The 12,049-nt window shown below is 69.9% G+C and carries 8 protein-coding genes; 1 reads left to right on the forward strand and 7 read right to left on the reverse strand.

All coding sequences use genetic code 11. The features are described 5' to 3' along the window. Positions 1-3: 3 nt before the first annotated feature. The 7 genes from QZH52_RS08550 to QZH52_RS08580 all read right to left on the reverse strand — a co-directional run bounded on the left by QZH52_RS08550 (position 4) and on the right by QZH52_RS08580 (position 5,881). On the reverse strand, positions 4-705 hold the full coding sequence (locus QZH52_RS08550) for a biotin-independent malonate decarboxylase subunit gamma (protein ID WP_301806831.1): 702 nt from the start codon (positions 703-705) through the stop codon (positions 4-6). Between the two features lie 11 nt (positions 706-716). Beyond that, entirely contained in the window at positions 717-1,592 is an 876-nt protein-coding gene (locus QZH52_RS08555; protein ID WP_301806832.1) for a biotin-independent malonate decarboxylase subunit beta, read from the reverse strand. Continuing rightward, entirely contained in the window at positions 1,589-1,930 is a 342-nt protein-coding gene (mdcC, locus tag QZH52_RS08560) for a malonate decarboxylase acyl carrier protein (RefSeq protein WP_286534855.1), read from the reverse strand. Before mdcC ends, QZH52_RS08555 begins: the two co-directional genes overlap by 4 nt. Before the next feature lie 14 nt (positions 1,931-1,944). Then, positions 1,945-3,627 (reverse strand): malonate decarboxylase subunit alpha, encoded by a 1,683-nt coding sequence (gene mdcA / locus QZH52_RS08565; protein WP_286534854.1) that lies wholly within the window; start codon positions 3,625-3,627, stop codon positions 1,945-1,947. Positions 3,628-3,636: 9 nt separating this feature from the next. Then, positions 3,637-4,401 carry a malonate transporter subunit MadM gene (gene madM, locus QZH52_RS08570; protein WP_286529555.1) on the reverse strand — a complete coding sequence of 255 codons (765 nt, stop codon included), beginning with the start codon at positions 4,399-4,401 and terminating at the stop codon, positions 3,637-3,639. A 4-nt stretch (positions 4,402-4,405) separates the two neighbouring features. Beyond that, positions 4,406-4,822: a malonate transporter subunit MadL gene (gene madL / locus QZH52_RS08575; protein ID WP_286529556.1), complete on the reverse strand. Its 417-nt coding sequence runs from the start codon at positions 4,820-4,822 to the stop codon at positions 4,406-4,408. A gap of 144 nt (positions 4,823-4,966) precedes the next feature. Then, positions 4,967-5,881, reverse strand: a complete 915-nt coding sequence (locus tag QZH52_RS08580) for a LysR family transcriptional regulator (RefSeq protein WP_301806837.1) — start codon at positions 5,879-5,881, stop codon at positions 4,967-4,969. A gap of 130 nt (positions 5,882-6,011) precedes the next feature. Here QZH52_RS08580 and uvrA point away from each other — a divergent pair, with 130 nt between their 5' ends. Beyond that, positions 6,012-11,816, forward strand: a complete 5,805-nt coding sequence (gene uvrA, locus QZH52_RS08585; protein WP_301806838.1) for an excinuclease ABC subunit UvrA — start codon at positions 6,012-6,014, stop codon at positions 11,814-11,816. The last annotated feature ends 233 nt before the right edge of the window (positions 11,817-12,049 follow it).

The following is a 12,049-nucleotide window of genomic DNA, read 5'->3' on the forward strand; positions in this document are numbered from 1 at the left end:
TCCTCAGGCCGCATCCAGCACGCGCTGCGCGACCGCCGCGGCGAGCTTGCGGCCGCCGCGCTCGGCGCCGTCGATCGCGCGCAGGTCGTCGCGGGGCGAATGCGCCAGCGCCTCGCGCAGGGCCGCCGCGAGATCGCCCCGCCACAGCGAGCGCACGCCGCCCATCGCGACGTAGTTCGATACCCCGGGCGCGAACACCGGGTTCGATTGCGACAGCGCGGTCAGCATGTCCTCGGGCAGCTTGGTCACGCGCGCCATCGCGGGGATGCGCATGACGCGGATCTCGGCGTCGGGCAGCGCATGGCAGGCATCCGCGATCAGGCCCGAGGTGATGAAGCCGCCCGAGAGCGCCTGGTCGTACACCAGGCCGATCACGCGATGGCCGCGTCGGCGGGCGAGATCGATGCTGGCGCCGAGGTGGGCCATCGCGCGGTTGATCCCGAGCAGTTCGTCGCGCCGCCGCAGCTGCTGGCCCTGGGTGTCGACCAGCAGCAGGATCGGCCGCTCCGGGTGCTGCGCGAGGGTGTCGAGCACCACCCGCGCCTGGGCCAGCGCCAGCCTGACGCCGATCGGCGCGTGGTTCGTGGTGCCGATCACCGTGATCGGCTGGCCATCGAAGTGCGCCGTGCCTTGCAGGAAGTCGCCGTCGGCGACGATGCCATGTCCGGCGCCGAAGAGCCCGGTGGCGAGAAGGTTCCAGTCCATCGATTCGCTCCTCATGCAGGCCGCAGTGCGCGCACCGCGGCCACGTCCAGGTCGGGCACGCGGTCGGCGCCCGCAATGCCCAGGTGGGCCCAAAGCGCAATGGCGTCGTCGCCGCCGTCCTCCGCCAGCGGGTCGCGCAGGCGCGCGGCGAGCAGGGCGTGCTCGGCCTCGAGCGTGGCGAGCGACACCGGCTTCGAGGCGCCGATCGCATCGATGGCCGCGTCGCGGAAAGCGGTCACGTCGTCTTCCACGAGCGCGTCGCAATCGCCGGTCAGCCAGCGGTGCTTGCCGCCCGTGGTGCGCCACACCAGGGCGCGGTCGCGCGAGTCGAATTCCTCCACCCCGTGCGAGGCCTCGATGACTTCCGGCCCGGACATGGCGAGCCGCCCGACATCGCTCATCACGATGTGGTCCGCGCAGCGCGCGACGATGCCCATGCCGCCGAAGCAGCCGTTCGCGCCGCCGATCAGCACCACCACCGGCACGCCGGCCGCGCGGACGTCGAGCACGGCGCGCATGACCTCCGACACCGCGATCAGGCCGGCATTGGCCTCGTGCAGCCGCACGCCGCCGGACTCCGCCAGCAGCAGTACCGCCGCCGGGCGGTCGCGCAGCGCGCGGCGCAGCAGGCCGACCAGCTTGGCGCCGTGCACCTCGCCGACACCGCCGCCCATGAAGGCGCCTTCCTGGGCGGCGACGAAGACCTCCAGCCCGCCCAGCGTCGCCCGGCCGATCGCGACGCCGTCGTCGAAGGACGACGGCACGCCCAGCTGCGCCAGATGCGGGCTGGTCAGGCGCTCGGCCGGCGGCAGCCATTCGTGGAAGCTGCCCGTGTCCAGCAGTTGCGCGATCCGTTCGCGCGCCGAGCATTCGGCGTAGCTGATCATGGCCGTGCTCCTTGCGCCGCCGCCGGCAGTTCGGCCACGGCCTGGTCCAGCCGCAGGCTGACGACCGCTGGTGTCGCGCCCATGTCGTTGATGGCGATGCGCACGCCGGCCAGCGGATGCCGATCGTGGAAGTCGCCGAGCACGGCTTCCCAGATCGGGCCGAAGCCGCGTGCCGAGGTCTCGATGCGGACGGTGCAGACGTCGCCGCCGGCCGCTTCGAGCAGCACCTCCAGGTTGCCGGAGCCGACGACGCCGACGAGCACCGGCGCGAAGGCGCCGGCGGGTCGGGTGCCGGTGAAGGAGAAATCGAGGGCTTCGAGCCCCGCGGGAATGGTCATGGTCGTTCTCCTGGTCACCAGTTTCTGAATCGCTTGGGCGGCTGGTAGAGGCCGCCCGAGGCCCGCACCAGGTCGCGCATGCTGCGCGCGGCCAGCAGGTTGCGGGTGGCTTGCCGCGGATCGATGCCGAGGTCTTCCGGCCGGCGGATCACGCCGCGGTCGCGCAGGTTCTCGACCGCGCGCCGGTCGCGCGCGAGGCCGACCGCCGTGTAGCCGGCCACGCCGCGAATCGCCTGCTCGCGTTCCGCGTCGGTGCGGCACAGCAGCAGGTTGGCGATGCCTTCCTCGGTCAGGATGTGCGTGACGTCGTCGCCGTAGATCATGATCGGCGGCAGGTCCATGCCGGCCTGCTCCTGCAAGGTCCAGGCATCGAGCCGGTCGACGAAGGCCGGCTGCATGTGCTCGCGGAAAGTCTCGACCATCTGCACCACCAGCTTCTGCCCGCGCGGTGTCCCGGCGGCGCCGCTGCGTCCGGCGCGCGCTTCGCGCCCGGCCTTGAGCCACGCCGGGCTCGCGTGACGCCGGCCTCGCGCGTCGGCGCCCATGTTGGGCGCGCCGCCGAAGCCCGCGATGCGGCCCAGCGTGGCGGTCGAGCTGTTGCCGTCGAGGTCGATCTGCAGGGTCGAGCCGATGAACAGGTCGCAGGCATAGTGGCCCGCGGCCTGGCACAGGGCGCGGTTGCTGCGCAGGCTGCCGTCGGGCCCGGTGAAGAACACATCGGAGCGGGCGCGGATGTAGTCCTCCATGCCCAGCTCCGAACCGAAGGAGTGCACCGATTGCACCCAGCCGGCTTCGATCGCGGGAATCAGCGCCGGATGCGGGTTCAATGCCCAGTGCCTGCCGATCTTGCCCTTGAGCCCCAGCGATTCGCCGTAGGTCGGCAGCAGCAGCTCGATCGCCGCGGTGTCGAAGCCGATGCCGTGGTTGAGGCGCTGCACGCCGTACTCGGCGTAGATGCCCTTGATCGCCATCATCGCCATCAGCACCTGGATCTCGCTGATCTGCGCCGGATCGCGCGTGAACAGCGGCTCGATGAAGTTCGGCCGCGGCGCCTTGACGACGAAGTTCACCCAGCCGGCGGGTATGTCGACGCGCGGCAGCGTGGTGGTCTTGCCGTCCACCAGTTCGTTCACCTGCGCGATCACGATGCCGCCCGAGAACGCCGTGGCCTCGACGATCACCGGCGTGTCCTCGGTGTTGGGACCGGTGTAGAGGTTGCCCTCGGCATCGGCCGCGTGCGCCGCGACCAGCGCCACCTGGGGCGTGAGGTCGACGAAGTAGCGCGCGAAGAGTTCGAGGTAGGTGTGGATGGCGCCGATCTCGATGCGCCCCGCCGACACCAGCTTGGCCAGCCGCGCGCCCTGCGGTCCCGAGAAGCTGAAGTCCAGCCGCGCCGCGACGCCGTTCTCGAACACGTCGAGATGTTCCGGCAGCGCCAGCACCGACTGCACCATGTGCAGGCCGTGCACCCGCGCCGGATCGACCTGCACCAGCGCCTTGGCCAGGAAGTCGGCCTGCTTCTGGTTGTTGCCTTCGAGGCAGACCCGGTCGCCCGGCTCCAGCACGGCTTCGAGCAGCCTGCCGATCGCTTCGGTGGCGACCCGTTTGCCGCTGAGTTGCGTGCCCAGTGCGCCGGCCGCCCGCGCGAGGCGCGCGGCGCGGTTGTCGGCCTTGGTGTTCCAGTTCGTGCGTTCCATGGTGTGCCCTCAACCCACCAGTGCCTTGGTGGCGAAAAACAGCAGCGACGGGCCGAGCAGGCAGCCGAGGCCGGTATGGAAAGTGGCGACCAGCGCGCCGTACGGCACCAGCTTGCGGTCGGTGGCGGCCAGTCCCGCCGACACGCCGCTCACCGTGCCGGCCAGGCCGCCGAACACCATCGCCGAGCGCGGCGTCTTCAGGCCCAGGAAGCGCGCCGCGATCGGCGTGCCCACCATCACGAGGATGGCCTTGACCAGTCCGGTGGCGATGCTCAGCGCCATCACGTCCGGGCTGGCGCCGATGGCCGCACCCGTCACCGGGCCGACGATGTAGGTCACGGCGCCGGCGCCGATGGTGGTCATGCTCACCGCGTCCGAGTAGCCGAAGCTCCAGGCGATGGCGGCGCCGACGATGAAGGGCAGCACCGTGCCGAGCAGCAGCGACACCACGCCGATCAGCCCGGCCTTGCGCGCCTCGGTGGCCTGCACCTCGAACGCGGTCGCGACGATGGCGAAATCGCGCAGCATCGCGCCGCCCATCAGTCCGATGCCGCCGAACAGCGTCATGTCGGCCAGCCCCTTGTGGCCGCCGGTCTGGGTGCCGCCCCAGTAGGCCAGCGCCAGCCCGATCACGATCGCGATGGCCGAGCCGTGCACGCGGCCGAAGGTCAGCCGGCGCGAGATCTGGCCCGACAGCAGGATGATCAGGCCGACCACCGCGAAGGCGGTCACGAGGCCGTTCTGGATCGCGGCTTTTTCGAGGATTTCGATCATGGTGTCACTCCGCTTCGGTCAGGAGGGGGTTGTCGTGCAGGATCGGTGCGCCGTCGGTCTGCGCCTGCGGCCGCTCGGTCCGATTGATCACGGCGATCACGCAGGCACAGACCGCCACCGCGGCGATGGCCGACAGCAGCGCGACCGGGCCGCCGCGCAGCGCAGAAACCATGTCCTGCTGCGCCGCCATGGCGACGACGACCGGGATGTAGAGCGCGCCCCAGTACTCGACGCCGAGTTCCGTCAGCTTCGGCAGCATGTTGCGCCGCTGCATGTAGATGCGGGCGAAGATCAGCAGCAGCATGGCGATGCCGACGCCGCCGACATTGGTCTTGACGCCGAGCGCCTGGCCCAGCAGGTCCCCGAGAAAGATGCCCAGCAGGTGGCACACGGCCAGCAGGGCGGTACCGAAAATGATCATCCGCTTGTCTCCTTGGATTCGCCGTCCGGAATCGCGGCGCTGTGGAGACGAACGGTACCGGCGGCCCCCGTCCCGATCAATTAACGGAGGACGGCGACGCTTACGCCGCGTGAAACGGTCGCGGGTAAACCCGGGGCGGCAGTTTCAGGAGAGATCGGCCTTGGAGCTGCGGCAAAGCGCCAGCAGGGCCAGCAGATTGGGGTCGCGTTCGCGCGTGCGCAGGAAGTTCACCGCGATGGTCTGGCGCACCAGGTACTTCGCCTGCAGCGGAACCAGCCGGACGTTGTGCGGCAGCGCGCCGCGCACCCGTCCGGGCAGCAAGGTGTAGCCCACGCCGCCGCCCACCAGGTTCATCAGCGAGAAGATGTCGCCCGTCTGCATCACCACGCGGGGTGCGAACGAGGCGATGCGGAACGATTCCATGAAGCCGCTGTAGGTCACGAAGCCTTCGGACAGGCTGACGAAATGCTCGTCGGCGCAGGCGCCGAGGTCGACCTCCTTCATGCCGGCGTAGCGGGAGTCGACCGGCGCGGCGAAGAAAATGTCGTCCTCGAACAGCGGCTCCGATTCGACGTCGGGCGCCTCGCCGGGGATCGCCATCAGCACCGCGTCGACGCCGCCGTCGCGCAGCTTCTGCAGCAGATCGGCGTTCGAGCCGAGCACCAGCTCGGTGTGGAGTTCGGGCAGGCGCTGCTTCATCCCCATGATGACCTTGGGCACGGTCCGGCTGGTCAGGGAATAGAGCGACCCGATGCGGATCCGGTCGGCCGAATAGCCCGCCACCTCGCGCGTCGCCCGGATGCCTTCCGACAGCGTGCGCACCACGTCCCGGGCGACGTCGGCCAGCGTCTTGGCGGCGTCCGTGGGCAGCAGGTTGCGGCCCTCGAGCCGGAACAGCGCGCAGCGGGTGCCGGTTTCCAACGAATGCAAGGCCCGGTGCACGCTGACCGTGCTGATGTCGAGCCGCTCGGCGGTGCGCGCGAGGTTCCCGGTTTCCATGAAGGCAAGCAGGATCTCGAGCTTGCGGAAGGTGATTTCTTCGTCGACGAGGAAGGTCATATGTGTCCGTGTGTAATTATTTCGTGCACGGTCCGGCGAGGAAGCCCCCGCATAGCGCGCAACCATACGCCCACGCCGGCGCGGGCCGCGGCAGCTTCCTAGAATGTCTGCCCCACCCCGCAAGGCATTCATGACACAGGGCTCCATCCGGATTCGCGGTGCACGTCAGCACAACCTCCAGAACCTCGACCTCGACATCCGCACCGGCGAGATGACGGTGGTCACCGGGCCGAGCGGCTCGGGCAAGTCGAGCCTGGTGTTCGACACCCTCTATGCCGAAGGCCAGCGGCGCTATGTCGAGACCTTCTCGGCCTACGCGCGCCAGTTCCTCGACCGGATGGACAAGCCGGCGGTCGACAAGGTGGAGGGCGTGCCGCCCGCGATCGCGATCGACCAGACCAATCCGGTGCGTTCCTCGCGCTCGACCGTCGGCACCATGACCGAGCTCAACGACCACCTGAAGCTGCTGTTCGCCCGCGCGGCGCAGCTGTTCGACCGCGAGACCGCCCTGCCGGTGCGGCACGACTCGCCCGATTCGATCTACGCCGAACTGCAGTCGCGCGCCGCTGCGGCGGGCGATCCGCGGGTCGTCCTGACCTTCCCGGTCGAGCTGCCGGCCAGCACCTCGGCCGACGAGGTGACGCAATGGCTGTCGGCCAGCGGCTTCACGCGGGTGCAGGCCGAGCGCGAGGTCGCGACCCCGACCGGCCCGCGCAAGGTGCTCGACGTCGTGGCCGACCGCTTCCGCATGGCCAACGCCGAGCGGGCGCGCGTGGTCGAGGCGATCGAGGTCGCACTGAAGCGCGGCAGCGGGCGCTTGACCGTGTATGCGGTGGCGGCCGAGGAGGGCGTCGAGCCCGATATCTGGAAGTTCTCCACCGGCCTGCACTGCCCGGAGAGCGACATCCGCTACACCGATCCGATCCCCTCGATGTTCTCGTTCAACTCGGCGGTGGGCGCCTGCGAGACCTGCCGCGGCTTCGGCCGCGTGATCGGCGTCGACCTCGGGCTGGTGATTCCGAACGACAAGCTCACTTTGCGCGCCGGCGCCATCAAGACCATCCAGACGCCGGCCTGGAAGGAGGCGCAGGACGACCTCATGCGCCACGCCGAAGACGCCGGCATTCCGCGCGACACGCCCTGGAACAAGCTCACGGCCGAGCAGCGCCACTGGGTGATCGAGGGCTCGCCGAACTGGAAGGGCAAGTGGAACCAGCAGTGGTATGGCGTGCGCCGTTTCTTCGCCTACCTCGAGAGCAAGGCCTACAAGATGCACATCCGCGTGCTCTTGTCGAAGTACCGCAGCTACACGCCGTGCCCCACCTGTGCCGGCGCGCGGCTCGAACTCGAGAGCCTGCTGTGGCGCATCGGCAGCAAGGAAGACGCCGACGCCGTGCTGGCGCCGTCCAGGCGTTTCATGCCGGTCGGCGCGAAATGGTCGCGCGAGCAGCTCGAGGCACTGCCGGGCCTGTGCCTGCACGACCTGATGCTGCTGCCGATCGAGCGCCTGCGCCGCCTCTTCGACCGCATCGAGAGCCACGGCAACAGCAGCACCGCGAGCGAGGGCGACATCCAGGCGCTCAAGCTGCTGTTCGAGGAGATCACGACCCGCCTGCGCTACCTGCACGACGTCGGCATCGGCTACCTGACGCTCGATCGCCAGAGCCGCACGCTGTCGGGCGGCGAGGTGCAGCGCATCAACCTCACGACCGCGCTCGGCACCTCGCTGGTCAACACGCTGTTCGTGCTCGACGAGCCCAGCATCGGCCTGCATCCGCGCGACATGAACCGCATCACCGAGGCCATGCTGCGGCTGCGCGACGCCGGAAACACGCTGGTGGTGGTCGAGCACGACCCGGCCGTGATGCTGGCGGCCGACCGGGTGATCGACATGGGGCCGGGCCCGGGCATCCGAGGCGGCCAGATCGTGTTCGACGGCAGCACCGATGCGCTGCGCGATGCCGAGACGCTGACCGGCCAGTACCTGGGCGGGCGCAAGCAGATCGGCATGGGCTTCCGCCGCATGGTCAGCGACAACACGCCGCGGCTCATCCTCGAAGGCGTGCGCGAGCACAACCTGCAGGACATCACGGTCGAGCTGCCGCTGTCGCGGCTGGTCTGCATCACCGGCGTCAGCGGCTCGGGCAAGTCGACCTTGGTGCAGGACGTGCTGGCGCCGGCCCTGATGCGGCACTTCGGCAAGGCGACCGAAAGCCCGGGCGCGCACGACCGCATGCTGGGCGCCGATCACCTGAGCGACGTGGTCTTCGTCGACCAGTCGCCGATCGGCAAGACGGCGCGCTCCAATCCGGCGAGCTATGTCGGCGCCTGGGACGCGATCCGCGAGATATTCGCCACCGCGGCGCTGTCGCGCCAGCGCGGCTACACGGCCTCGAAGTTCAGCTTCAACAGCGGCGACGGCCGCTGCCCGACCTGCGGCGGCTCGGGCTTCGAGCATGTCGAGATGCAGTTCCTGTCGGACGTCTACCTGCGCTGCCCGGACTGCGACGGCAAGCGCTACCGGCCCGAGATCCTCGAGGTGACGATCGAGCGGGCCGGCCGCAACCTCAACGTCGCCGACGTGCTCGACCTCACGGTGGCCGAGGCCGCTGCGGCCTTTGCTTCCGACCGAGAGGTGCTGCGCGTGCTGCAGCCGATCGTCGACGTCGGCCTCGACTACGTGAAGCTGGGCCAGCCGGTGCCCACGCTCTCGGGCGGCGAGGCGCAGCGCCTCAAGCTCGCGGGCTTCCTGGCCGAGGCGGCCAAGAGCGGCAGCGCCAGCAAGCAGCCGCTGGCGCGCAAGGGCACCTTGTTCCTGTTCGACGAGCCGACCACCGGACTGCACTTCGACGACATCGCGCGCCTGATGCGCGCGTTGCGCAAGCTGCTCGACGCCGGCCATTCGCTGGTCGTGATCGAGCACAACCTCGACGTCATCCGGGCCAGCGACTGGATCATCGACCTCGGGCCCGAAGGCGGCGAGGGCGGTGGTCAGGTGGTGGCGGTCGGCACGCCCGAGCAAGTGCGCGAGAACCCGGTCTCGCTGACCGGCGCGGCGCTGGCCGACTACGAACTCGCGGTCGGGCCGGGCGCCTACAAGGTGGCCGAGCGCGCGGCGCGAAGCTATGCGGCGCGGGTGCAGCCGGCGCAGGGGCGCGACGCGATCCAGATCGTCAATGCGCGCGAGCACAACCTCAAGAACCTGTCGGTCGACATCCCGCGCGGCAAGTTCAGCGTGGTCACGGGCGTCAGCGGATCCGGCAAGTCGACGCTGGCCTTCGACATCCTGTTCAACGAGGGGCAACGGCGCTACCTCGAATCGCTCAACGCCTATGCGCGCAGCATCGTGCAGCCCGCGGGCCGGCCCGAGGTCGATGCGGTCTACGGCATTCCGCCCACGGTCGCGATCGAGCAGCGCCTGTCGCGCGGCGGCCGCAAGAGCACGGTGGGCACCACCACCGAGGTCTGGCACTTCCTGCGCCTGCTCTACGTCAAGCTCGGCATCCAGCACTGCATCCACGACGGCGCCGCGGTGCAGCCGCAGACGCCCGACAGCATCGCGGCGCAGCTGCTGAAGAACTTCAAGGGCCAGCACATCGGCCTGCTGGCGCCGCTGGTGAGCAACCGCAAGGGCGTCTACACCGAGCTGGCCGACTGGGCGCGGCCGCGCGGCTTCACCCATCTTCGGGTCGATGGCGAATTCCTGCCGACCACGGGCTTCCCGCGCATCGATCGCTTCAAGGAGCACAGCATCGAGCTGCCGGTGGCCAGCCTGGACGTGCTGCCGGCGCAGGAGACCGAGCTGCGCCAGGCGCTGACCAAGGCGCTCGAGCACGGCAAGGGCGTGGTCCACGTGCTGAGCAACCTCACGGGCCTGCGCGCCGCGATGATGGCCGGCGCACCAACGCTCGGCATCGGCCACGCCCATGTGTTCTCGACCTTGCGCGCCTGCCCGGTGTGCAGCACCAGCTATGCGGAGCTCGATCCGCGGCTGTTCTCCTACAACAGCAAGCACGGCTGGTGCCCCGACTGCGTCGGCACCGGCGTCAAGCTCACGAAGGAGCAGCGCAAGGTCTATGACGACTCGGTGATGGCCGACGACCAGAAGGGCCGCGAGCAGACCTTCGCCGAGCCCGAGGCGGAGGACGTGGGCGACGTGGCCTGCCCGACCTGCGAAGGCACGCGGCTCAATGCGACCGCGCGCGCCGTGCTGTTCGGCGAGGGCGGCGGCATCGGCATCACCGAGCTCGCGCGCATGAGCGTGACCGACATCCGCGTCTGGTTCGAGAACGTGGTGTTGAGCGGCCGCCAGGCCGAGATCGCGCGCGACCTGGTGCCCGAGATCAAGAGCCGGCTCGAGTTCCTCGAGGAGGTCGGGCTGGGCTACCTCACGCTCGATCGCGGCGCGCCGACCTTGAGCGGCGGCGAGGCGCAGCGGATCCGGCTCGCGGCGCAGCTCGGCAGCAACCTGCAGGGCGTCTGCTACGTGCTCGACGAGCCGACCATCGGCCTGCATGCGCGCGACAATCAGATCCTGCTCGACGCGCTGCACAAGCTCGGCGACAAGGGCAACACGCTGGTGGTGGTCGAGCACGACGAGGACACGATCCGCCGCGCCGACCACATCATCGACATCGGGCCCAGCGCGGGCAAGCGCGGCGGCCGGCTGGTGGCCGAAGGCAGCGTGGCCGACATCGAGGGCGCCGGCGATTCGCAGACCGGTCGCTACCTGCGCGACGCGATCAGGCATCCGTTGCAGCCCCGGCGCGGCGTGCCTTCGCCCGAGCCGGGTGCCCCGGGCTGGCTCAGCGTGAGCGGCGCCGACTTGCACAACCTGAAGGATGTCGCGGTCTCGCTGCCGCTGCATCGCCTGGTGGCCGTCACCGGCGTCAGCGGCTCGGGCAAGTCGACCCTGGCGCGCGACGTCCTGCTGGCCAACGTGTACGCGGTGGTGGTGCAGCGCATGACCAAGGCCGGCCGCGATGCAGATGCCGCGGGCAAGCATCCGAAGTGGGTGGGTTGCAGCGCGGTCGAGGGCTACGAGACCATCGACCGTGTGCTCGAGGTCGACCAGACGCCGATCGGCAAGACGCCGCGCAGCTGCCCGGCGACCTACATCGGTTTCTGGGACACGATCCGCAAGCTCTTCGCCGACACGCTGGAAGCCAAGGCGCGCGGCTACGGCCCCGCACGCTTCAGCTTCAACACCGGCGAAGGCCGCTGCCCGGGCTGCGACGGTGCCGGCGTGCGGACCATCGAGATGAGCTTCCTGCCCGACGTCAAGGTGGCCTGCGAGGTCTGCCACGGCGCGCGCTTCAATCCCGAGACGCTGGCGGTCAGCTGGCGCGGCAAGAGCATCGGCGATGTGCTGCAGATGGAGGTCGACGAGGCGGTCGAGTTCTTCGCTTCGATGCCCAACATCAGCCATCCGCTGCAGCTGCTGAAGGACGTCGGACTCGGCTACCTGACGCTGGGCCAGCCGTCGCCGACGCTGTCGGGCGGCGAGGCGCAGCGCATCAAGCTGGTGACCGAACTCAGCAAGGTGCGCGACGACGTCACGCGGCGCGGCAACAAGGCGCCGCACACGCTCTACGTGCTCGACGAGCCGACGGTGGGCCTGCACATGGCCGACGTCGAGAAGCTGATCCACGTGCTGCACCGGCTGGTCAACGGCGGCCACAGCGTGGTGGTGATCGAGCATGACCTTGATGTCATCGCCGAGGCCGACTGGCTGATCGACCTCGGGCCGGAAGGCGGCAACGGGGGCGGGCGCGTCGTGGCTGCGGCGCCGCCGGAAGAGGTGGTGGAGCTGGGCACGCATACGGGCGTGGCGCTGGGGCCCGTGCTGGCGCGTTCTCGGGAACAGCATGTGGTGCTGACGCTGCCGGTGCAGGAAGCGGCGGGGTCTTCTGTGAAGGTCCGCAGGGAAGCTTGACGGCTGTTTTTTCGTTGGCTTTGGAGGGGGCGCCCGGCATGCGGTGCGGGCCGAGCGACCCCACTGCGCCGGCCCTTCGGGCTTCCTTGCGGTGCTCGCTTCAGGCGGGGTCCGCGCAAACTCGCTGCGCTCAAACACGCGCGGCCCTTTTTCCGCCTGAAGCTGCGCTCCTCAGCGGCGCAGAGGGGATCGCCCGTCCCGCACCGCATGCCGGGCGCAGGGGTGTGCGAACA

It is taken from the genome of Variovorax ginsengisoli, from assembly GCF_030486595.1.
Taxonomy (GTDB): Bacteria; Pseudomonadota; Gammaproteobacteria; order Burkholderiales; family Burkholderiaceae_C; genus Variovorax; species Variovorax ginsengisoli_B.

Coding starts and splice junctions, on each gene's coding strand:
- QZH52_RS08550 (WP_301806831.1), bottom strand. CDS start 705: ATGGACTGGAACCTTCTCGCCACCGGGCTCTTCGGCGCCGGACATGGC.
- QZH52_RS08555 (WP_301806832.1), bottom strand. CDS start 1,592: ATGATCAGCTACGCCGAATGCTCGGCGCGCGAACGGATCGCGCAACTG.
- mdcC (WP_286534855.1), bottom strand. CDS start 1,930: ATGACCATTCCCGCGGGGCTCGAAGCCCTCGATTTCTCCTTCACCGGC.
- mdcA (WP_286534854.1), bottom strand. CDS start 3,627: ATGGAACGCACGAACTGGAACACCAAGGCCGACAACCGCGCCGCGCGC.
- madM (WP_286529555.1), bottom strand. CDS start 4,401: ATGATCGAAATCCTCGAAAAAGCCGCGATCCAGAACGGCCTCGTGACC.
- madL (WP_286529556.1), bottom strand. CDS start 4,822: ATGATCATTTTCGGTACCGCCCTGCTGGCCGTGTGCCACCTGCTGGGC.
- QZH52_RS08580 (WP_301806837.1), bottom strand. CDS start 5,881: ATGACCTTCCTCGTCGACGAAGAAATCACCTTCCGCAAGCTCGAGATC.
- uvrA (WP_301806838.1), top strand. CDS start 6,012: ATGACACAGGGCTCCATCCGGATTCGCGGTGCACGTCAGCACAACCTC.